The following is a 21,568-nucleotide window of genomic DNA, read 5'->3' on the forward strand; positions in this document are numbered from 1 at the left end:
CCCTCGTTGATGGGTTTGAACGCTGCTACTTCTTCGTCGCCAGTACGATCACCCCGGCCAGCACAAGGCCGATGCCGCTCCACTCCCGCAGGTTCGGACGTTCGCCCAGCAGCAGGTAGGCCAGCACGATCACCAGCACCACACTGAATTTGTCGACCACTGCGACCTTGGCCAGCTCACCACTCTGCAGCGCGCGGAAATAGAACAGCCATGAAGCGCCGGTGGCCAGTGCCGACAGCACCAGGAACAGCTGGGTGCGGCCCGGCAGCAGCAACGGATTGGACCATTTGCCGGTGACCACCACCAGCGGCAGGATCACCGCGGCCACCACCAGGGTGCGGATCGCCATGGCCAGGTCCGAGTCGACGCCCTTGACGCCAATCTTGGCGAACAGCGCAGTCAACGCTGCGAACACGGCAGACAGTCCGGCCCACAACAACCATTGCGGCAGGTTCTGCATGAAGTGCTGCTCCCGGTTCAAAGGGGGGGCCGACAACGCTACTCTCATCGCCCGCCCGCGCAAGTACAGCAACGGCGCGTGCGGATCATGCGCGCTGCAGGCGACGCTTCAACTGCGTATCCATCAAGCCCACCGCCAGCAGCACCGCGCTGGTCAGCCAGCCAGCGGCCAGCAGATGGATGTGCGGCAGAACCACGCCCAACACGACCAACGCCACTGCACCGACCAGATGCGAATACGGGGCGCGCCCGTACACAATGCGCTTGTACAAGGCGCTGCCAAGCAGGTAGATCAACGGTCCGGCAACCAGCACCGCAGCGTAGACCGGGGTCACCGCCGCACCAGGATGGTCCATGACCAGATCATTGCCGACCGCGGTGGCGATGATGCCGGCGATCAGCAGCGCATGCACGTAGTGGAAGTTGGCCCCCATCCGCCCGGGGTCCTCGGAATGGGTGATCGCCACGGTGGCATCGCGGCTGGAGATGCCGAAATACAACCACCACATGGCGATGGTGCCGGCGAAGGTGGCCAGCACCGCCGAGACCACATCGCCGCTCCAGTGCTCGACCTCGCTGAGCACGCCGCCAGTGGCCAGCAACGTCTCACCCAGTGCGACGATGACGAACAGCTGGCAACGCTCGGCCAGGTGCCCGCCTTCGATGGTCCACTCCCGGGTGTGCGAACGGCCCAGCCCCGGAAACGCGAAACCGAACATCGGCGAGATGTACTCGCAGGCCACCGCCACCGCCCACAACGCCAGGCGTAGATTGCCCTCGGCTGCAGCGCCGGCCAGCCAGAAGCAGGCCGACACGCTTACCCACGCCAGCATGCGGCGGAAATTGGGCGCCAGCGGGTGGCGGCGCCCGACCTCCAGCAGCACGAACACCGTGCGCCCGACCTGCATGGTGGCGTAGGCCCCCGCGAAGACCCAGGCGCGATCAGCGAAGGCCTCGGGAATGGACGAGGACATCAGCAGCGCCAGCAGCATGGTGACGAACAGCAGGCTGCGGATGCGTGGCGCCTCCGGATCGAACCAGTTGCTGACCCAGCAGGCGTACTGCCAGCCCAGCCAGACCGCGAACCACAGCACCAGGGTCTGCATGACGCCGGCCAGGTCCAGGTGATGCAGCAGATGGTGGCTGAGCTGGGTAACCGCAAATACGTAAACGAGGTCGAAGAACAGCTCTTCGTAGGTCACGCGGGCGTGGTGGCCATCGCGCTGGCGCAGGGCAGGCAGTCTCTGTTGTGTGCTCATGACCGTCCTTCAGCGCGCCAGGCGCCAGTACAGCAGACCGGCCAGCAAGGCCGGCACGGCGAATACCAGCAGCAGGATCGGCAGTTCCTCCCGCACGGCGTAGCCGGCCCTGCTCACGCCCACCCACATGTTGGCCACCGTCACCAGCAGCCAGGTGGCGATGAACGCGATCAGGGCCGTGGGCAGCTGTGACTGGCCTACGCTCCACAGCCGCCCGAAGAGCAGGAACACCCCCAACAACAGCACCCCACCCACCATCACCAGAAGCACGTGCATGGTCCATCTCCCTGAGCCTGCTGGCAGGCTAGCCGCGCCCGATTCTGCGCTCCAGCCGATGATCGTGGTTTCACTTTCCAGCCCCGCCGAACAATCCCGATCTCCGCGCCACATGGCAAACGCGAACGGTTCCCATTAGTATTGCGTCATCGCGCAGGGATGCCCTCCCCGTGCCCGCCCATTGCCCTTGCTTCCGGTCCGGATGTCCCAGCTGCCTTCCCCACACCCTCCTGCGCTGCCGCTGGTGTCCTCGCTGGTGCGCCACTACGAGGAACTGGTGGAGTACCTGCGCTGCCGTTTCCGTTCGCCAGGGCTGGCCCGTGAAGTGGTGCACGATGTCTGCGTGCGGCTGCTCGAACGCCCGGCCGCCTACGATGCACGGCATCCCATCGCGCTGCTGCGGCGCATCGCCCACGATGCGGCGGTGGACCGCTGCCGCGCCGAGGATCTGCGCCGGCACTGGGTGGAGACGCGCGCCGAATTGCCCGATGACGCCTGCCCACGCCCAGGCCCCGAGCAGCAGGCGCACGCACAGCAGGCCTTGCAGCGCCTGAGCGCCACCATCGAGCGCATGCCCTGCCGGCGCCAGCAGGTCTTCATCCTGCACAAGATCCATGAGCTGCCGCAGGCTGAGGTTGCCCGCCGCATGGGCATCGGCCTGAAGGCGGTTGAGCGCCACCTGCGCCTGGCCATGGCCGACTGCCGCCAGCAGGGAGCACTGCAATGAGCAATACACCTGCACCACCGCCGCCGCCCGAGGTTCCCACTACCGACCAGGTCCTGGACCAGCATCGGGACGCCCTGAAGCAACGCTTCCCGCTGCCGGAGCCGGAAACGCTGCGCCGCCGCGGTGGCGGCGCGAAGCGGGTACTACCCGTGTTGCTGGTGCTGGCCGGTGCCGTGTTCGTGGCCGACCCGGCCTGGCAGGTCCGCGACTACCAGACCGGCGTGGGCGAACGCCGCGAACTCGTCCTGGCCGACGGCAGTCGGGTACAGCTGGATGCGATCACCCGCGTACAGGTGCGCCGCCATCTACGCTCCCGGCAGGTACTGCTGGAACAAGGGCGGGCACGCTTCGAGGTACAGCACTCGACCTGGCGGCGCTTCGAGGTGGATGCCGGCCCGGTCCACGTGCGCAACTACGGCACGGTGTTCGACGTCGACCGCCAGGGTGAACTGAGCGAGGTGACACTGTGGCGCGGCGAGGTTGGCGTACGGGTCGACGAGGGCAACAGCGAACAGCGGCTGAAGCCAGGGCAGCGCCTGTTGGCCCAGCGTGGATCGCTGTCTCCTCCGGAGGTCATCGATCCAGAGCAGGCGGACTGGACCACCGGACGTCTGCAGTTCGACCGCATGCCACTGAGCGAGGTCCTGCGCATCCTGCAGCGCTATCACGACCGTCCCATCGTATTGGATGACCCAACGCTGGGGCCTCTGCAGGTGTCGGGCGTGTTCGATGCCGACCACGCAGAGACCGTACTCACGCTGCTGCCCGAGATCCTGCCGGTGCAGGTGCACGCCGCTTCCGATGGCAGCCTGCATCTGCGCGCCCGCGATTGAATGCCACACCGAGGGTGGGTTGCGCGCCGTCCCATCCGGCAAGTGCTTGAACCCTTCCGAAGGCCCCCCGCATGACCCGCCCTGTTCCGCCTGCCGCCCTGCGCCGGCTGGCCCCCACCCTGCTCGCTGCCTGCCTGTGTGCCGCCCTGCCCGCCACGGCGCAGACCGCTGCCTCCGCGCCCGTCGAGCTGCATCTGCCGGCCGGCCCGTTGCAGGCTTCGCTCAGCTCGCTTGCCCGGCAGAGTGGCATCCAGCTGCTGTTCGCAGCCGACAGCGTGAGCGGCCGCAATGCGCCCGCCCTCGACGGCCGTTACACCCCGCACGACGCCCTGCAGCGCCTGCTGGCCGGGCAGGGCCTGGCGATGCAGGAACGTTCGCCAGGTGTGTTCGTGGTGAATGCCGCACCAGCGCACGCGCCGGCCACGCCGCGCACCCCGGCCCGGGCCGCGTCATCAGCGCCGTCATCTGCCACGACAACCTCGCTGGCCCGCGTCACGGTCTCGGCCTCGACCGCGCGCATGCCGCAGGGCGAGACGGCCATGCCCAATACCATCACGGTGCTGACCCGCGAGGACATCGCCCAGCAGCTGGCGCTGGGTTCGGATGTGTCGCGGGTGCTGTCGTCACAGATTCCGGCGTTTGCCCCGGCGCGCGAGAAGATGTCCAACTACGGCGAAACCATGCGCGGCCGCGGCATCCTGTACATGGTCGACGGCGTGCCGCAGTCGACGCCACTGCGCGATGGCTCGCGTGATTCGCACACCATCGACCCGGCGATGATCGAGCGCATCGAGGTCATCCACGGTGCCAATGCGCTGCAGGGCATCGGCGGTACCGGCGGCATCGTCAACATCATCACCCGCAGCGCGCCCAGTGAGCCGGGCGCGTTCCTGCTGGACACCAACGTCAGCTACAGCGCTGCCCTGCCCAGCCGCCACGATGACAATGGCCAGCGCGGCGCGGCCCTGGTAGGCGTGCGTGGTGAGCAGTTCGACCTGGTCGCCGGCCTGGCCCATGAGAAGCAGGGCCTGTACCACGACGGCGAGGGCCGATCGATCGGCACCAACGCGCAGGGCGAGCTGATGGACTCGACCTCATCGAACGTATTCGCCAAGCTGGGCTGGAACATTGCCGAAGGCCACCGCCTGCAGGTGATGGCCAACCGCTACGAACTGCGCGGGCTGGACAACTATCTGGCCATCAACGGTGACTACCGGACTGGTCGCCCGACCATTTCGGTTCCCGGTGATACGCCGCTCGATCCGCCGATGAACCGCTCGCGTTCGCTGACGGTGGACTACAGCGCCGCCGACCTGCTCGGTGGCCGTTTCCAGGCGCAGGCCTTCGCGGTGGATTTCGAAGGCCGCTACGGTGCCAGCCAGTGGGATCCGTGGGGCAACACCGGCGCCAATGCCGCCTGGGACCAGACCCAGAATGAATCGGACAAGCGCGGCTTCAAGCTGACCCAGAGCTGGAGCCGCATCGCCGACACCACGCTGGACGTGACCCTGGGCCTGGACGGCCTGCGCGACCGCACCCACCAGGTGCTGCTGGCCAGTGGCATGAACTGGGTGCCTCAGACCACCTACCAGAGCCTGTCACCGCTGCTGCAGCTGCACTGGTGGCCGACCGATCACCTGATGCTGTCCGGCGGCCTGCGTTACGAAAAGGGCGAGCTGGAAGTGGGTGACTACACCACCCTGCCCCGTTACGGCGCACGCAAGGTGGCCGGTGGCAAGCCGACGATGAGCGAGACCCTGCCCAACTTCGGCGCGGTCTGGTACATCAACGACCGCCTGAACGCCTATGCCTCGTACTCGGAAGGCTACACCGTAGCCGACGTCGGCCGTGTGCTGCGCGCGATCAACCGCGACGGCCAGCGCGTGGACAGCCTCATCGACCTGTCACCGGTAGTGTCTGACAACCGCGAGATCGGACTGGAGTACGACGATGGCCGCTTCAGCGGTGACATTGCCTACTACACCTCCGAATCCAAGCTCGGCTCGGTACTGATCTACGATCCGGGCATCGATGCCTATGCGGTGCAGCGCCAGGCCACCCGCGTGGAAGGCTTTGAAAGCAACCTGCGCCTGCGGTTGGGCAACAGCCGCCTCGGCCTGGGCTATGCACGCGCCAACGGCCGCTACGACGCCGACGTCGACGGTCGCCTCGACAGCGACCTGGCTGGTGTGAACATCGCACCGAACCGGTTGACTGCGTTCTGGGAACAGAGCTGGACGCCGCAGCTCAGCACCCGCCTGCAGGCCAGCCATGCCTTCGACCGAGACTTCGACCTGCGAGGTGCGCGGGTGGCCGAGTTCAAGGATTACACCACTTTGGATCTGGTCGCGCGCTACACGCTGGACAAGCATGCCTTCACGCTGGGCGTGCAGAACCTGGCAGACAAGCAGTACATCAGCTACTACTCGCAGACCACGCCGTCGAACCCGAGCTATTTCTCCGGTCGCGGCCGGGTGCTGACGCTGGGGTGGCAGTACCGGTACTGATCCATGGCGTCCTTATGGGAGCCATGAAATCTATGCGAGACGCGATGAAGGAGGCCCATGCTAGTTTCTGGGCCTCCTTCAAGCGGACGTGAATCATGCGTTTTACCCTGCTCGCCTTCGCCCTGGCCGTCGCTCTTCCGGCCGCGCACGCCAGCGCCGCCGAGGCACCGCTGCCACAGCTGCGGGCCTACACCGTGGATGCCTCCTGGCTGCAGCCGATGGCGCCGCTGCAGATTGCCGACCACACCTGGCAGATCGGCACCGAGGACCTGACTGCGCTGCTGGTGCAGACCGCCGAGGGCGCAGTACTGCTGGATGGCGGCATGCCGCAGATGGCCAGCCACCTCATCAGCAACATGAAGGTGCGCGGCGTGGCCCCGCAGGACCTGCGATTGATCCTGCTCAGCCATGCGCATGCCGACCACGCCGGCCCGGTCGCCGAGCTCAAGCGTCGAACCGGCGCGCATGTGGCGGCCAATGCCGAATCGGCGGTGCTGCTGGCGCGCGGCGGTAGCAACGACCTGCACTTTGCCGACGGCATAACGTATCCGCCGGCCAGCGCCGACCGGATCATCATGGATGGTGAAGCGGTCACGGTGGGCGGCATCACATTCACCGCGCACTTCATGCCAGGGCATACCCCGGGCAGCACCGCCTGGACCTGGACCGACACCCGCGATGGCAAGCCGGTGCGCATCGCCTACGCCGACAGCCTGAGCGCGCCGGGTTACCAGCTGAAGGGCAACCCTCGCTATCCGCGCCTGATCGAGGACTACAAGCGCAGCTTCATCACCGTGCGCGGCCTGCCCTGCGATCTGCTGCTGACCCCGCATCCGGGTGCCAGCAACTGGAACTATGCCGCCGGCAGCAAGGCCAGCGCCAATGCACTGACCTGCAGCGCCTACGCGGATGCGGCCGAGAAGAAATTCGACGCGCAGCTGGCCAAGGAAACGGCCGGGGACCGCTGATTCTGCAAATCCTGTAGAGCCGAGCCTACGCTCGGCTTGCCGGCCGAACACAGCCGAGCATAGGCTCGGCTCTACACAAGGCGCATCGAAGGGTGCCGGTCAGCCTGACCGGCACCCACCGTCTATCAGCCGCCCTGCCCGTGCTGTGCAAACGGCTCGGTACTGCCGTCGGTCCGCACCAGCTCGACGGTGTATGGCTGCACGTAGCCATCCGGCATTTCCATGCCCGGCGAACCGGCCGGCATGCCGGGCAGCACCAGCCCACGCGCCGCCGGGCGTTCGGTCAGCAGGCGCTTGATGTCCTCAGCCGGGATGTGGCCCTCGACCATATACCCGCCAATCTCGGCGGTATGGCACGACGCCTTGCCGACCGGCACACCCAACCGGACCTTGATCGGATTCATGTCATCGGTGTCGCGCACATCGACCTGGAAGCCGGCGGCCTTCAGGTGGTCGACCCATATGCCGCAGCAACCGCAGCTGGCGGTCTTGTGCACGACGGCCACCGGCAAGGCCGGATCGACCTTGGCCGGGCTTGCCTGGGCCGGCGCATCGCTGGCGACCGGTGCCACGGAGGATTCTTCGGCGGCACGAGCGCAGGCGGTCGTGGCCAAGACGGTGCCCAGCAGCAGGCCGAGGGAGAGCGTACGGTTCATTGAGTGATTCCTTTGCAAAGACGGGCAACGCGGCCCGTCGCCCGCGCATCGAAGGCGCGGGCAGAGTCGAGAGAAAGTCGAGCAGTCAAGGCAGGCGCTTGAGGCCTGCGGGGAGTCACGCGATGGGGGGACGCAACGGATCCGGCGTCGGAGGCGATGCGCGTTGCTGGGTACTGGCCGGAGCAGGCGCTTCGCGCCAGGGCGAGGCCGGTGTTCCGTTCAACGTCGCCAGCATGCCGAGGCAGGCCGGCGGGCATTCGCACTCACCGCTCTGGCAGGCAGCCGGGGCCGCATCATCGCAACAGCCCGCCGCCGCCATCGCGGCCGAATGCGGTACAGCGCAATGCTCCAGGCTGGCCGGGCCGCTGTACGAAGACGCGGCGAGCGCCAGTGCCGGTGCATTCAGCACCAGGGCGACAAGCAACATCCAACGCAGCAGCAGATCAGTCAGGTTCACACGCCGATGATAGCCGATGCACGCACTACGCAATCGCCGCCGCCATCGCCTGCACCCGCACCGGAATCGACTTGGCGGCGGGCGTGCCGCTGATACGGTCGTAGTAGTCCAGCGGCAGCAACGGGTTCAGTTCCGGGTAGTAGCCGGCCAGCGCGCCGCGCGGCATCGGGTAGTCCAGCACCGTCAGGCCCTCGATGCGCCGCTGCACGCCATCGCCGCTGATCGTCTCGAGGCTGACCAGCGCTTCCTTGTCCAGCCCGTGCGCCAGCCGGTCTTCGATGTTCATGAACAGCACCATGCGATCGTTGTACACGCCGCGATAGCGGTCGTTGTAGCTGTAGATGGTGGTGTTGTACTGGTCATGCGAGCGCACGGTGGCCAGCCGCAGCATGTCCGGATCGTGTACGGGATCGTCCACGTCCAGGCCAGACATCACCAGGATGTTGGCCTTGCCATTGGGCGTGGGCCAGACGCGGCGGCGCGGCGGGATGTCCAGATGGAAGCCATGCGGCTGCTGGATGCGCTCGTTGAAGCCAGTGTAGATCTCCGGGTACACGGCCGCGATCAGCTCACGGATGGGTGCGTAGTCATGCATGCAACCTGCCCAGTCAACCTTGCTGCGTGGCAGCGCGGCCATCGCCATGCGGCAGACGATCTCGACCTCGGGCAACACATCGGCACTGACCGGCTCGAGCACACCGCGCGAGGCGGTCACATTGGACATCGCGTCTTCAATGGTGACGAACTGCTCGCCGGCCGGCGTGACGATGCGCTCCGAGCGCGCCACCACCGGCAGGATCAGCGCATCGCGGCCATGAACAAGATGACCGCGATTGAGCTTGGTGGCGATGCCCACGGTCAGGTCCAGCCCACGCATTGCCTCGTACGCGCGCGGCGTATCGGGCACCGCATGGATGAAGTTGCCACCCAGACCGATGAACACCTTGGCGCTGCCATCCAGCATCGCCTCGATGGATTCGACCACATGATGGCCATGCTCGCGCGGCGGGTCGAAGCCGAACACCTGCTGCACGCGGTCCAGATAGGCCGGTTTGGGCTTCTCGTCGATGCCGACGGTGCGGTCGCCCTGCACATTGGAATGGCCCCGGATCGGCCCGATGCCAGCACCGGGCTTGCCGAAATTGCCACGCAGCAACAGCAGGTTGGCGACCTGCTGCAGCAGGCGCGAGCCGTACTGGTGCTGGGTCAGCCCCATGCCGTAGCAGATCACGGTGGCATTGGAGCGGATGTAGATCTCCGCACAGCGACGGATCTGCGCCTGCGAAATGCCGGACACCTGCACGATCTCATCCCAGTCCTGCGTCATCACGTCTTCGCGCAGCGCCTCCAGGCCCACCGTGTGTTCTGACAGGAAATCATGGTCGAGCACGCGCTCGCCCTGCGCCTCGCGCTCGAACATCACCTTCATCATGCCCTTGATCAGGGCCAGGTCGCCGCCGATGCGGATGTGCACGAACTCGCTGGTGATTTCGGTCGAACCGAACGTGGCCATCTGCACCATGTCCTGCGGTTCGGCGAAACGGATCAGCGCGCGCTCGGGCATCGGGTTGACCGCCACGATCGGAATGCCACGTTTGCGCGCGTCGACCAGGTTGCTCATCATCCGCGGTGAATTGGTGCCGGTGTTCTGCCCGATCACGAAGATCGCCTCGGCATGCTCGAAATCCTGCAGCACGATGGTGCCCTTGCCCACCCCGATGGCTGGCGGCAGGCCACGGCTGGTCGGCTCGTGGCACATGTTCGAGCAGTCCGGGAAATTATTGGTGCCGAACTCGCGCACGAAGATCGAATACAGGAACGCGGCTTCGTTGGGCGTGCGGCCGGACGTGTAGAACTCGGCCTGGTGCGGGCTGTCCAGCGCCTGCAGGTGGCGACCGATCAGCGCGAAGGCATCGTCCCAGCTGCACGGCACGTAGTGGTCGGTGGCTGCGTCGTAGCGCATCGGCTCGGTCAGCCGGCCCTGCATCTCCAGCCAGTAGTCGGTCTGCGCCATCAGTTCGGTCACGGTGTACCGGGCGAACAGTTCGCGGCCGGCGCGGAACTGGGTGGCTTCCCAGGCCAGTGCCTTCGCGCCGTTCTCGCAGAACTCCAGCTTCTTGCGTTCGTCAGCGTCAGGGAACGCGCAACTGGGGCACTTGAAGCCGCCGGGCTGGTTCATCGCCAGCAACGCCTTCGACCCCTTGCCGATCACGCTCTGCTGCAGCAGCACCTTGGCCGTGGCGCCGGCGGCACCCCAGCCACCGGCGGGCTGGTTGTAGGGCTTGTAACGCGGCGGCTTCTGCTCGGACATGTTCGGGAACCTTACGGGAGGAACGCGGCAACAATGGGCACATCGCAGTCCGGCGGCGCCTTCAATCGCACGGCCAGCCCCACAGTCAAACACGGCCTGCACGGCTTCGCCAGTGGCTGCACCCTGTTTTCAGCGCAGCCTGCCATGACAACGGTTACACCTGCGTCAGCGCATGGCCACTGCGCTATTCTCGATGCCGTGGGTGGTCCACCACCTGCGTATCTCCCTAGCCCGGACGCGCTGCATGCCTGATTCGCCCCCACCGCACACCCCGCCTGCCGGCACGGCCCAGCGTCCGTTGCAGCGCTGGCGCGGCGGCACGCAACAGCAGCAGGTCGACGTGGTGGCCGAAGAAGTGCCGGTGGCGCTGCGCTACAACGATGCTGCCTTTGCAGTGATGATGGCCACGCCGTGCGACCTGGAGGATTTCGCGCTCGGCTTTTCGCTCAGCGAAGGCCTGATCAACGCGCCCGCGCAGCTGCTGTCGATCGATGTCCACCCGCAGCTGGAAGGCATCGAGCTTCAGATGACGGTGGCCCAGGATGCGCCCGGCGCAAACCTGGACCCGGCCAATGGACGCCTGCTGCCCGGCCGTGGCGGCTGTGGCCTGTGTGGCACGCGCCAGCTGGAAGAGGTGCTGCGCCCACTGCCACAGATCCGCGAGCGCCGCAGCTATTCCGCTGCTGCCCTGCAACGGGCGTTGGCCACCTTGGCGCAGCACCAGCCGATGAATGCGGTAAGCGGCTCCACCCACGCCGCGGCCTGGGCCGATGCCAGCGGGCGGATCGGCTGGGTGCGCGAGGACGTCGGTCGCCACAATGCGCTGGACAAGCTGATCGGCGCGCTGCACCACAACGAACACGCCATTGAAGGCGGCCTGCTGGTGATTTCCAGCCGGGCCAGCTACGAAATGGTCAGCAAGGCGGTGCGCGCCGGTGCCAGCGTGCTGGCCGCAGTCTCGGCACCGACCGCGCTGGCGATCGACCTGGCCCGCGGTGCAGGCCTGTGCCTGGTCGGGTTCGCACGGGAGAGCGGGTTCAATGTGTATACCCATCCCGAGCGGCTGCAGGCGGACGACAAGTAGAGTCGACTGTCAGTCGACTGCTCTTCGTTCAGCCCCCCCGAAAACCCCACGCTGCGCGCGATGGACGACTGACAGTCGAGTCTACCCGGTCGGCTCCATTCAGACCGGCCCGGGCGACCCGCTGCCACCCGGGCCGAACCGCATCTCAGCGCAGCGCGACCTTCGGGAAGTCCACCGGTACGTCGAACGCTACGTTGACGTAGTTGGTGAACAGGTTGAGCGCCACGTGGGCGAGGATCTCAACGATCTGCTCGTCATCGAAGCCAGCCGCACGCAGCGCCTGCACATCACCGTCGGCGATCTGCGCACGCTGCTCGACCACCTTCAGCGCGAAGTCCAATGCCGCCGAGGTGGCCGGATCGCTGGACTGGCCGATCTGCGCGGCGGCCATCTGCTCGCTGCTGGCACCGGCCTTGCGGCCCAGCGCGGTGTGGGCGGCCAGGCAGTATTCGCAGGCGTTGCGGTTGGCGATGGCGACGGCGATCTGCTCACCCAGCAGCGGCGACAGGCGACCGCCGCCCAGCGCGCCGAACGAACCCCACATGCTCTGCAGGGCGGCTGGCGAGTTGGCCACGGCGCGGAACATGGCCGGGGTGGCGCCGAAGGCAGCGTGGACCTGACCCAGCAGGGCCTGGCGGTCGGCGGTGGTGTTGGCGGCATCGATCAGGGGGACACGGGACATGGTGGATCTCCTTGGGAAAGCGCCCGGGATTGGACGACCCGCTCATCGTAGGTAGACTCCGTGGACGCATCAGGCGTAATTCGCCACACATGTTGTCCATTCATCCATGAGCCTACCCACAGACACTTCCGCACCCGACCGTCTCTCCTCCCTGTTGGAACGCTTCCGGGTGCAGGCCGCGCTGTTTCACAGCGGTCCGCTGTGCGGCCACCATGTCTTCGAGCCGCAGCCCGGTCGTGCCTTCCTGCACATCCTGCGCCAGGGTGAAATGGAGGTCCGTCATCCCGACGGCGATATCGCGCTGCCCCGGTTGAAGATCGACACACCCAGCCTGCTGCTGTATCCGCAGCCGGTGCACCATGTGTTCTTCAATGCACCGCTGGATGGTCCGGATTTCACCTGCGCCACGCTGGATTTCGATGGCGGCGCGCGCAATCCGATCGTGCAGTCGCTGCCACCGGTGATGGTGGTGCCGCTGGCCGCGATCGGCGAACTGGATGACACCCTGCACCTGCTGTTCGCCGAGGCCGATCGCCAGCGCTGCGGGTCACGGCTGCTGACCAACCGCCTGTTCGAGGTGGCGCTGATCCAGATCCTGCGCTGGGTGGTGGACCACCCGGATGCGGCGGGCGTCAGCCATGGGCTGATGCGCGGGCTGTCCGATGCGCGGCTGGCCCGCACGCTGGTGGCGATGCACCAGGCACCGCAGGACGAATGGACGCTGCCGCGCATGGCCGCGACTGCCGGCATGTCGCGGAGCGCGTTCGCGGCCGTGTTCAAGGACGTGATGCAGGCGACGCCAGCCAGCTACCTGCTGGACTGGCGGCTGAGCCTGGCCTGCGCGCAGCTGCGGGCCGGCGTGGCGGTCAAGCAGGTGGCGATCGAGGTGGGGTTCGCCGATACCGCCTCGCTGTCGAAGGCGTTCCGCAAGCGGCTGGGGGCATCGCCGCGGGCGTGGCTGGCCGCGAGCGCAGCGCAGGTTGGGTGAACGGCTGAGGAGTAGAGTCGACTGTCAGTCGACTATCGCGCGAAGCGCGGGGTTTCGTTGTCTGAGCGAAGAGCAGTCGACTAACAGTCGACTCTACAAGTGCGGCGATCCATCAGACTTCGCCAGCAGCCCGGCGATGCGCTCGGCTACCAGGGCACGGACGCCTTCGTCCAGCTGGCCTTCGTACATTGCCTCGTAGATCCACAGGCCATCGGCGGCCAGCCGCGCCACGAAATTGTCGAGCGCGGCGCTGTCTTCCGCTGCACCTGCCTCCGGCGGTAGCGGAGCCCAGCGACGTACCGCCGGCCCCCAGGGACGCTCGGCGTCCGGGTCGGCCGATTCGAGCATGAACATCAGTTCGGCACGGGTGGCACTCTGCGCCGAGACACGCACGAAGGTCTGGTAGCGCTCCAATGCCGTCGCTTCATCCGCGCGCTTGCCGAGCAGCGTTTCCATCGACGTTTCCCAGGCCTGCACCAGGTGCTCGTCGATCCCGCGCAGCAGCGCCTCGCGCGAAGGGAAGTGGTACAGCAGGCCGCCGCGGGTCAGCTTGGCCTCGGCCGCCACCGACTCGAAGGTCACCGCACGCACGCCGTCACGATTGATCACGTTGACGGCGGCGTCGAGGATGCGGTCGCGCTTGCTGGTTCTCATTGCCTCATTTTACGCGATCGGCCGCGCCCCCGCGGCTGCCAACGCGGCCCCGCAGCAGGCGCGCCAGGATCGTCGCGCCCATCGCCAGGACCGCCGTGATCACCAGCAGCACGATCTGGTAGCCACGGTCATACGCGGCCGCAGCCAGTGCGAACCACTCGCCCTGCCCGCTCTCGCGCGCGGCATGCAGCGCCTGGGTGAAACCCTCGCGGGCAAACGCGGGCATGTCTGCCGAGACCGGCAGGAACGCGCTGTACATCGCTGCACTCAGGCTGCCCAGCATCGCCACCGCCAGCAGGCCACCGAACTCATAGGACACTTCTTCCACCGAAGACGCCATGCCCGCGCGGTGCGCCGGCACGTTATTGAGGATGGCAGTGGACGCCACCGAGATGGCCGAACCCATGCCGAAGCCGGTGATGGCCATGCCAGCCACCACCCAACCGAGGCCATGCGGAAAACCGAACGCCACCACGCCGACGCCCAGCGCACCTGCCGCCAGGCCGCCGCAGATCAGCGGGCGCAGGCCCACCCGGTGCAGGATGCTGCCACCCAGCAGCGCACTGGGCAGGCTGCCCAGCGCCGCCACCGATACCAGCAGGCCCGCCTGCAGCGGCGTAAAGCCTGCCACCAGCTGGAAGCGCTGGGTGGTGACCAGTTGCAGGCCGGCCATCGCGAACAGGGTGAACACCGCCGACAGCGTGCCGGCCAGGAACGCCGGGTTGCGGAAGATCGCAAAATCCAGCAGCGGGTACGGCAACTGCTGCTGGCGGCGCGCGAACGCCGCACCGCTGATGACGGCCAACAGCAGCGCGCCTGCGCCCAGCGCATACGACGGCGGCGTTGCGATCAGCGACTTGATCGCCAGCACCAGGCCGGACAGTGCAGCCAATGCCAGAACTGAGGACACCAGGTCCCATGGCCGCGAGGTGTCGCGCTGGCCTTCCGGTGCCAGCAGCAGCGTGGCCACGAACGCGACCACCACCACCGGCACGTTGATCAGGAACACCGAGCCCCACCAGAAGTGCTGCAGCAGCCAGCCGCCAATGATTGGGCCGAGCGCCGCACCGACGATGGCCACCGAACCCCAGATCGCGATGGCGATGTTGCGTTCGCGGTCTTCGTGGAAGCTCAGTCCGATCAACGCCAACGTGGCCGGCATCATCGCCGCCGCACCGATCGCCAGGAATGCACGCGCGGCAATCAGCTGCGTTGCGGTGTCGGCGAACGCCGCTGCCAGCGAGGCGACGCCGAACACCACCAGGCCGATCAGGAACATGCGCCGGTGACCGATGCGGTCGCCCAGCGTGCCCGCGCCCAGCAGCAGGCCCGCCATCACCAGCGGATAGGCGTTGATGATCCACAGCGCCTGGCCAGCACTGGCCGAGAGTTCTTCGGTAAGGGTGGGCAGCGCGGTGTAGAGCACGGAGTTGTCGAGCGTGACCAGCAGCAGGCCAGCGGCGACGGTGAACAACAGTGCCCAGCGACGGGCGCGCGACAGGGCCGGAGCACCGGCCAATGGCTGGGACAAAGCCATGGGAGAACCTGATGGGGGGTAGAGTACGGCCATAACTATACAGGATGTCCTGTACAGTTATGGCCTTCTGGATCAGCCGATTCAGCTTTTGTAGAGGCGAGCTTGCTCGACTGAACGGTCAGCCAGGCATGGCCTGGCTCTACTGAAACGGGACTGGCATGGCCTGGCGCTACTGGAGCACCTCTATCGGCAGTCTTCCGGCAGCGCGGCGATCGCCGATACCACCGCCGCCTGCATGCCTTGCCCGACGGCCGTGTCCAGCTCCCCACCTGTACTCCCATGCTGGCGCCGCAATTCGTCCTCGCACAGCCCGCGCACGCGCGCCCGCGCATTCGCGCGCAGGCTGCTGCACCGCCAGTCGGTGCCACCCAGCGGCAGCACCGAATACACCACGCTGTTGCAGGCGTTGCCGGCGCGCTGCTGCAGCGACAGCCCACCGAAATCCCGCGGTTCACTGCTGCGTTGCGGGTCGAAGTAGCTGTCCGGGAACGTGCGCGCATACTGTTCGATGTCCACGGCCATGCTGCGCCCACCGGCCAGCGGCATCTTCAGCGGCTGCCCGCACTGCGTCGCATCGGCGCGGTGCTGGATGTACTGGTAGATCGGCCGGTCCAGCGATGAGTCCTGCTGGGTCACCGCGCTGACTGCGGCCAGCACCGGCAGCGATGCACGATTGGCCATGCGCGCCAGCAGCCCCGCCTGCGCCGGCTGGCAGCGGTCGCGCAATGTCGCCGCGAGCAGGAACAGCACGTCGTTGCGAAACGCGTGGTCGTCACCCAGGCGCTGTTCGATGCGCTGCCTGGCATCGGGCGCCGGTGCCGGAAACGCGACCGCCGGCGGCGCGGTGGGTGCGCGCTGCCGCTGCCACCACACCAGCAGCACCAACGCGCCCAGCAGTACCCCGGCAGCCATGATCCATCGCCTGCGCATCAGTTGCGGATCGCCGTCAGCGTCGCCGCCGCGGCATCGTAGGACGCGCTGGCGATGTCCGCGTCAAAACGCTTCACCTGCAGGCGGCCGGCAAGCCGGTACGGATCCCACAGATCGCCCAGCGCGATCGGTGTCGCCAGGGTCACGTGGATGATCTGATTGGGTGGCGGCGGCGGCACGTGGATGCAGGCACCGTAGAACGGCACGAACAGCAGTTCATCCACCAATCCTGCATCGTTGGTGCCGAGCGGCACCACGTAGCCATCCAGATCCACCGCGCGGCCATCGACAGCATCGACCACGCGCGAAGAGCCGAACTGCTTGGCGCGGTCCGCGCTTGAATGGTCGATCTCCAGCCCCGGTGGCGTGCCCGAGCCGGTGTCGTCGATCAGGCCGCCCACGCCCTCCATCCCATTGCGTGACAGGCCGATCTGCGGGGGTGGGCGCTGGTAGGTCACTTCGTCGGGTCGCAACGCGTCCCAACGGTCAATGCGGGCATCGGCCGTGGCGGAGGGCGCCGGTTTGCCCTCCGGCGTGGCCACCACGGCATCGCCGCCTGACCCGGTGCAGCCCGCCAACCACAGGCATCCCAACGCCAGCAACAGGTGACTACGGTTCATAGGGCCTCAGCTGTGCGTCACGCATGGTGTAGGCCGAACCGGCCAGATCGTCATCCAACCGTTCGGCGCTCAGGGTGCCCGCCAGGAAGAACGGCGAGTACATGTCCGGCATCTCGATCGGGCGTGGCAGCACCACGTGTACGATCTGGTTCGGTGGTGGTGGTGGCACGTGGATGCAGGCGCCGTAGTACGGCACGAACAGGAATTCGCTCAGCCGGCCGTCCTGCGCGTTGGCCAGCGGCACCACGTAGCCCGGCAGGCGCACCGGCCGCTGCAGTACCGTGTCCACCGTGCGGAAGGTGCCGAACTGCGGCATGCGCCGGTTGCCGTTGTGCTCGACCTCCGGGCCCTCGCCCCGCTCCAGTGCGGCCAGCTCGTCCTTGGGCATCATCTGCAGCCAGTCCAGTTCCTGTTCCGCAGCGTCTGCAGGGTCATCGCGGTCAACAACCGGCGAGGGCGGCAGGGCCTGTACGCCGGTATCCACGGGACGCTCACAGGCGACCAATGACAGCACGATCAGCAGTGACAGCATCCAGCGCATGCTCAGCCTCCCGCTGAAAGGCCATCGGCCAAGGTGCGCCGGTAAGCGAGCAACGCCGGCACCAGCCCGGCCACCGCGCTGACCGCCAACACGCCCGCAACCCATGCCAGTTCACGACCATCCGGCCAGACATGGGTGATCGACAGACCGAAGGTGGCCAGTACCCAGCCGCGCCCGGCCATGCTGGCGACCACCAGCAGCGACAGGGCCAGTACGCAGGCCACCGCACTGGTCGCCATCGCTTCCACCACGAGCAGGCCGGCGATGTAACCCGGCCGCGCGCCGGTGGCACGCAGGATGGCCATCTCACGCCGCCGCTCCTGCAGGGTCGAGACCAGCAGCGCCACCAGCGAGACCATGCCCAGCAGCACCACCATTGCACTGATCAGCTGCAGGGCGCGCTCGGCGGTGCCCAGCGACTGCCACAGCTGCTGCAGGGTCACGCCGGGCAGGATCGCCAGCATCGCCTCGTCTGGATACTCGTTGATTCTGCGCTGCACCGAAAACGTGGCAATGCGCGAGTTCAGGCCGAGCATGAAGGCAGTGATGCTGGTCGGGGTCAGATCCAGATGACGCGCCTGCTCGGCGCTGACGCGCTGGCTGCGTAGCTGAACGCCCGAACGCCAGTCCACATGGATCGCCTCGATGGCCGGCAGCGAGACCAGCAGCGACGAGTCCACCGGCGTGCCGGTGCGCTGCAGGATGCCGGCAACACGGAACGGCTTGTCGGCATGCGTGGCCAGGGTGACCGCGCCGGTGCCGTGCGCCAGCACGATCTCATCGCCGAGACCTACCCTCTGTGCCTGTGCCACCTCGGCACCGATCACCACGTCATACAGGTCATCGAACGGCCGTCCGTCCGCGAACGCAAGCGCGTGCCCGGCGCCGTAGCGGTAATGCTCGAAATAGCCACCGCTGGTGCCGACCACGCGGTAGCCGCGCCAGGAATCGCCCAGCGAAAGCGGCACCGCCCACTTCACCTGTGGCAACGCGGACAGCTCCTGGTAGGACTGCCAGGACACGTTGTTGGTCGGGTCGCCGATATGGAACACCGAGTACAGCAGCAGGTTCACCGGTCCCGAACGCGCACCGACGATCAGGTCGGTGCCCGATACGGTGCTGGCGAACCCCTCGTGCGCCTGCGTGCGCACACGCTCGACGCCCAGCAGCAGCACCACGCTGAGGGTGATGACCAGCACGGCCAGGCCGACACTCAACGCGCGGCTGCGCAGGCTGGCCCAGGCTAGCTCAAGCATGGCCGGCACCTGCCTGGTTGATCTCGGACAGTGAAATGGTGCGGTCGAACAACGGCTGCAGGCCGTCGTCATGGCTGACCACCAGTACCGTGGTGCCGGCCGCCTGGCACTGCGCGGACATCAGCTGCAGGAAGGCGGTCGCCGCATCCCGATCGAGCGCTGAGGTGGGCTCATCGGCGAGCAGCAACGCCGGGCGACCGATCAGGGCGCGTGCCGCCGCCACGCGCTGTTGCTGGCCAACACTCAGCGTACCCGCGCGTCGCTGCATCAGCGCCGGGTCCAGCTGCAGGGCCTGCAGCAGACGGGCTATCTCGGCATTCAGTGGCCCACTGATGCGCGCACTGCGCAGGCGCGAGAAGCGCAGGCCCAGCGCGATGTTGTCGCGCACGGTGAGGAACGGCAGCAGATTGAACTGCTGGAAGATCACGCCCAGCTGATCGGCACGGAAACGGTCCCGCGCCGCACCTCCCATGTCCTGCAGTGCCTGGCGGGCCACCTCGACACGGCCCTTGCCGGGCAGCAGCACACCTGCCAGCAGCCCCAGCAGGGTGCTTTTACCGCCACCGCTGATTCCGCGCAGCAGCACGCTGCTGCCCTGCTCTATCAGAAGATGTGGGATATCCAGCACCAGGCGTGTTGCGTAACCGAACTGCACATTCTCCAGCGCGATCACCGGTGACGTGCTCACGGTACCAGCACCACGCGCAGATTATCGGGCGTCAGCACGCTGCGATCCTGGCCATTGGTGGTTGCGCTGTTGACGATGACTTCGTGCAGACCCGGGAACAGCACGGGCAGGCGAATCACCAGGGCGCGAAGCGCCGCCGTATTCGCACAGCGGTATTGCAGGTTCGCACTGAAGCCGGCATGACGATGCTGCCCGGCCATGGGTGCGGCAGCCGTCGCATCGAAGCCTTCGGCCTTGGCATCACCACTGACCAGACGACAATGGGCCGCCGTGGGCAAGGTGACCCAGCTGCCGCCCTTCAGCACTGTCGTAGCCCGTGCCAGCGCGGCCTGCTCGGCTGCATTGGCCGGCGGTCGCTCGTAATCGAGGATGCCGATGCCGGGGGCCTGCAGGGCGAATTCCAGCGTCTGCTGGTCAAGCGCAACATCGACGGTCGCCTGGCCGTGCACGTGCGGTGCGTGCTGGCGGATGTCATGGGCCTGCGCGGCGCTGGCAGCCAGCAGCAGGAAAAGAGCAGCAGAACGCTTCATGGGGGAGGCTCCAATTGTTACTATGTAACATTATGGACCACATTCCCACGACGCCCGCAAGGGCCCTGGCCCAGCCGCCAACTTCGGCACGCTGGCACCCCCGCTTCGATCTTGCCGGGGCCTGGCTGTCCCTGGCCTGCGCCGCCCATTGCATCGCCCTGCCCCTGCTGCTGGCCTTCGTGCCGGCCACGATGATGGCGCTGCGCTCGTTCCAGCATCCCGGCCATGGCGCGATGACATTGCTGTTGATGATGTCGCGCTGGGAATGGCTGTTCGCGCTGCTGGCCTCGTCGCTGGCCTTGGCGAGTACCTCGGCCGGGGTGCACCGGCACGGGCGCTGGCGGCCGGTGCGGCTGGCCTGCGCCGGCACCATCCTGCTGCTGTCGGCCTCGCTGTACCTGCCGCTGAAGGAATCGCTGCTCTGGCATGGCGTGGCGACAGCCAGTGGTGGCGTGCTGCTGGCATGCGCGCACATCGGCAACCGGCGCGCGCTGCGCACGCGCTGACACCGGCCGCGGGTCGGTTGGAACACGCCATCCACGCATGGCGTGGATCTACCGATGCGCTCGACGCAGCCAACGGTAGTGCCGGCCGCTGGCCGGCTTTTCCGCTCCTGCCGGATCACAGCAGCTGCCGGCCAGCGGCCGGCTCTACCGATCTCTATTCGTCAAACGGACGCTGGCCGAGCGTCTGCGTCACGTGGTCGACGAAACAGGTGATGCGGGCGGCCAGCGCGGTGTTGCGGTAGTACACCGCGTTGATCGGCTGCCGCACTTCCTGCGTCTGCTTGGCGAACAGCTGCACCAGGCGGCCATCACGCCGGTCCTGGCGGGTCAGGAAATCAGACAGGCAGGCGATGCCCAGTCCGGCCACCGCCATCTGCCGCAGTGTCTCGCCACTGGATGAAGCGATGGCCGGCTCGATCACGAAAGGCCCGCCATCGGCATCCTGCAGCGGCCATTCGTTCAACGAACTGGGCTGCGTGAAGCCCAGCAGGTCGTGCTCACGCAGCTGCTCCACGCGCGTGGGCGTTCCCTGGCGGCGCAGGTATTCGGGGCTGGCCACCACCCGGATGCGGCTGTGGCCGATCGGCCGCGCATGCAGGGTCGAATCGCGCAGCACGCCAATGCGGAATGCTACGTCGGTGCGCTTCTCGATCAGGTCGGTGATGCCTTCATTGGAATTCAGCTCCAGCTCCACCTGCGGGTAGCGCTCACGGAACCCCTCAAGCAGCGGCACGATCACGTGCAGCATGAACGGCGTGGCGGCGTCCACGCGCAGGCGCCCGACCGGCTGCAGCCGCCGCGCGGCCATCTGTTCCTCGGCCTCGTCCACCGTGGCCAGGATCGTACGCGCGTACTCCAGGAACGCCGCGCCTTCCTCGGTCAGTTCCAGCCGCCGCGTGGTCCGTCGCAGCAGCGTGGTCTGCAGCTTGTCCTCCAGCCGCGCCAAGGTGCGGCTGGTGGCCGAGATGGTCAGTTCCAGCGCCTCGGCCGCCGCCGTGATCGATCCACTGTCGACCACGGCCACGAAGGCCTTCAGCTCATCCAGGGTGGTTTTCATTTTTTACCTCGGCGCAAAAGCGTTTCCCGTATACACGGCTTA

General features: G+C 67.1%; 23 protein-coding genes. 7 read left to right on the forward strand and 16 right to left on the reverse strand.

What is annotated here, in order from left to right; all coding sequences use genetic code 11:
- Positions 1-25: 25 nt before the first annotated feature.
- From N5J73_RS19140 to N5J73_RS19150, 3 genes are all read right to left on the reverse strand, one after another.
- Complete coding sequence (locus tag N5J73_RS19140; RefSeq protein ID WP_049448098.1) at positions 26-460, reverse strand: EamA family transporter; 435 nt, start codon at positions 458-460, stop codon at positions 26-28.
- A gap of 85 nt (positions 461-545) precedes the next feature.
- Positions 546-1,718 carry a low temperature requirement protein A gene (locus N5J73_RS19145; RefSeq protein ID WP_049448082.1) on the reverse strand — a complete coding sequence of 391 codons (1,173 nt, stop codon included), beginning with the start codon at positions 1,716-1,718 and terminating at the stop codon, positions 546-548.
- Between the two features lie 9 nt (positions 1,719-1,727).
- The gene (locus N5J73_RS19150) at positions 1,728-1,994 is read right to left on the reverse strand and encodes a hypothetical protein (protein ID WP_049448081.1); all 267 of its coding nucleotides are present in this window, start codon (positions 1,992-1,994) and stop codon (positions 1,728-1,730) included.
- A gap of 202 nt (positions 1,995-2,196) precedes the next feature.
- Here N5J73_RS19150 and N5J73_RS19155 point away from each other — a divergent pair, with 202 nt between their 5' ends.
- From N5J73_RS19155 to blaL1, 4 genes are all read left to right on the forward strand, one after another.
- Positions 2,197-2,721, forward strand: a complete 525-nt coding sequence (locus tag N5J73_RS19155; protein WP_049448080.1) for an RNA polymerase sigma factor — start codon at positions 2,197-2,199, stop codon at positions 2,719-2,721.
- A complete protein-coding gene (locus N5J73_RS19160; RefSeq protein WP_049448079.1) occupies positions 2,718-3,554 on the forward strand; it encodes a FecR domain-containing protein in 837 nt (278 codons plus the stop codon). Before N5J73_RS19155 ends, N5J73_RS19160 begins: the two co-directional genes overlap by 4 nt.
- Before the next feature lie 71 nt (positions 3,555-3,625).
- A complete protein-coding gene (locus N5J73_RS19165; protein WP_049448077.1) occupies positions 3,626-6,061 on the forward strand; it encodes a TonB-dependent receptor in 2,436 nt (811 codons plus the stop codon).
- A gap of 95 nt (positions 6,062-6,156) precedes the next feature.
- Positions 6,157-7,029 carry a L1 family subclass B3 metallo-beta-lactamase gene (blaL1, locus tag N5J73_RS19170; RefSeq protein ID WP_049448076.1) on the forward strand — a complete coding sequence of 291 codons (873 nt, stop codon included), beginning with the start codon at positions 6,157-6,159 and terminating at the stop codon, positions 7,027-7,029.
- A 125-nt stretch (positions 7,030-7,154) separates the two neighbouring features.
- Here the strand turns inward: blaL1 and N5J73_RS19175 are convergent, their stop codons facing one another.
- The 3 genes from N5J73_RS19175 to N5J73_RS19185 all read right to left on the reverse strand — a co-directional run bounded on the left by N5J73_RS19175 (position 7,155) and on the right by N5J73_RS19185 (position 10,453).
- A complete protein-coding gene (locus N5J73_RS19175; RefSeq protein WP_080354915.1) occupies positions 7,155-7,685 on the reverse strand; it encodes a DUF411 domain-containing protein in 531 nt (176 codons plus the stop codon).
- A gap of 115 nt (positions 7,686-7,800) precedes the next feature.
- Positions 7,801-8,142 carry a hypothetical protein gene (locus N5J73_RS19180; RefSeq protein ID WP_049448075.1) on the reverse strand — a complete coding sequence of 114 codons (342 nt, stop codon included), beginning with the start codon at positions 8,140-8,142 and terminating at the stop codon, positions 7,801-7,803.
- Positions 8,143-8,167: 25 nt separating this feature from the next.
- On the reverse strand, positions 8,168-10,453 hold the full coding sequence (locus tag N5J73_RS19185; RefSeq protein WP_049448074.1) for an FdhF/YdeP family oxidoreductase: 2,286 nt from the start codon (positions 10,451-10,453) through the stop codon (positions 8,168-8,170).
- A 244-nt stretch (positions 10,454-10,697) separates the two neighbouring features.
- On the opposite strand from N5J73_RS19185, the gene fdhD reads away from it, so the two are divergent.
- Positions 10,698-11,537, forward strand: coding sequence for a formate dehydrogenase accessory sulfurtransferase FdhD (gene fdhD, locus N5J73_RS19190; RefSeq protein WP_099589118.1), 840 nt, complete (start codon positions 10,698-10,700; stop codon positions 11,535-11,537).
- 145 nt (positions 11,538-11,682) lie between these two features.
- On the opposite strand, the gene N5J73_RS19195 is transcribed toward fdhD, so the two are convergent.
- The gene (locus N5J73_RS19195; protein ID WP_049396107.1) at positions 11,683-12,219 is read right to left on the reverse strand and encodes a peroxidase-related enzyme; all 537 of its coding nucleotides are present in this window, start codon (positions 12,217-12,219) and stop codon (positions 11,683-11,685) included.
- 106 nt (positions 12,220-12,325) lie between these two features.
- On the opposite strand from N5J73_RS19195, the gene N5J73_RS19200 reads away from it, so the two are divergent.
- Positions 12,326-13,207 (forward strand): AraC family transcriptional regulator, encoded by an 882-nt coding sequence (locus N5J73_RS19200; protein WP_049448072.1) that lies wholly within the window; start codon positions 12,326-12,328, stop codon positions 13,205-13,207.
- Between the two features lie 93 nt (positions 13,208-13,300).
- Here N5J73_RS19200 and N5J73_RS19205 read toward each other — a convergent pair whose 3' ends face one another.
- The 8 genes from N5J73_RS19205 to N5J73_RS19240 all read right to left on the reverse strand — a co-directional run bounded on the left by N5J73_RS19205 (position 13,301) and on the right by N5J73_RS19240 (position 19,963).
- A complete protein-coding gene (locus tag N5J73_RS19205) occupies positions 13,301-13,861 on the reverse strand; it encodes a TetR/AcrR family transcriptional regulator (protein WP_049448071.1) in 561 nt (186 codons plus the stop codon).
- 4 nt (positions 13,862-13,865) lie between these two features.
- On the reverse strand, positions 13,866-15,398 hold the full coding sequence (locus N5J73_RS19210) for an MFS transporter (RefSeq protein WP_049448070.1): 1,533 nt from the start codon (positions 15,396-15,398) through the stop codon (positions 13,866-13,868).
- Between the two features lie 183 nt (positions 15,399-15,581).
- Positions 15,582-16,328 (reverse strand): hypothetical protein, encoded by a 747-nt coding sequence (locus tag N5J73_RS19215; protein WP_049448069.1) that lies wholly within the window; start codon positions 16,326-16,328, stop codon positions 15,582-15,584.
- Positions 16,328-16,948 (reverse strand): DUF3299 domain-containing protein, encoded by a 621-nt coding sequence (locus N5J73_RS19220; RefSeq protein WP_049448068.1) that lies wholly within the window; start codon positions 16,946-16,948, stop codon positions 16,328-16,330. Before N5J73_RS19220 ends, N5J73_RS19215 begins: the two co-directional genes overlap by 1 nt.
- Positions 16,938-17,489, reverse strand: a complete 552-nt coding sequence (locus tag N5J73_RS19225; RefSeq protein WP_049448067.1) for a DUF3299 domain-containing protein — start codon at positions 17,487-17,489, stop codon at positions 16,938-16,940. Before N5J73_RS19225 ends, N5J73_RS19220 begins: the two co-directional genes overlap by 11 nt.
- Positions 17,490-17,491: 2 nt before the next feature.
- A complete protein-coding gene (locus tag N5J73_RS19230; RefSeq protein WP_049448066.1) occupies positions 17,492-18,745 on the reverse strand; it encodes an ABC transporter permease in 1,254 nt (417 codons plus the stop codon).
- The gene (locus tag N5J73_RS19235) at positions 18,738-19,433 is read right to left on the reverse strand and encodes an ATP-binding cassette domain-containing protein (protein ID WP_049448065.1); all 696 of its coding nucleotides are present in this window, start codon (positions 19,431-19,433) and stop codon (positions 18,738-18,740) included. The genes N5J73_RS19230 and N5J73_RS19235 overlap by 8 nt, the downstream gene beginning before the upstream one ends.
- The gene (locus N5J73_RS19240; protein WP_049448064.1) at positions 19,430-19,963 is read right to left on the reverse strand and encodes a DUF2796 domain-containing protein; all 534 of its coding nucleotides are present in this window, start codon (positions 19,961-19,963) and stop codon (positions 19,430-19,432) included. The genes N5J73_RS19235 and N5J73_RS19240 overlap by 4 nt, the downstream gene beginning before the upstream one ends.
- Positions 19,964-19,995: 32 nt before the next feature.
- On the opposite strand from N5J73_RS19240, the gene N5J73_RS19245 reads away from it, so the two are divergent.
- A complete protein-coding gene (locus N5J73_RS19245) occupies positions 19,996-20,469 on the forward strand; it encodes a MerC domain-containing protein (protein ID WP_049448062.1) in 474 nt (157 codons plus the stop codon).
- A 154-nt stretch (positions 20,470-20,623) separates the two neighbouring features.
- Here N5J73_RS19245 and N5J73_RS19250 read toward each other — a convergent pair whose 3' ends face one another.
- A complete protein-coding gene (locus tag N5J73_RS19250) occupies positions 20,624-21,526 on the reverse strand; it encodes a LysR family transcriptional regulator (RefSeq protein ID WP_049448061.1) in 903 nt (300 codons plus the stop codon).
- Between the last annotated feature and the right edge of the window lie 42 nt (positions 21,527-21,568).

The sequence above is a fragment of the Stenotrophomonas sp. GD03654 genome (assembly GCF_029845105.1).
GTDB lineage: Bacteria > Pseudomonadota > Gammaproteobacteria > Xanthomonadales > Xanthomonadaceae > Stenotrophomonas > Stenotrophomonas africana.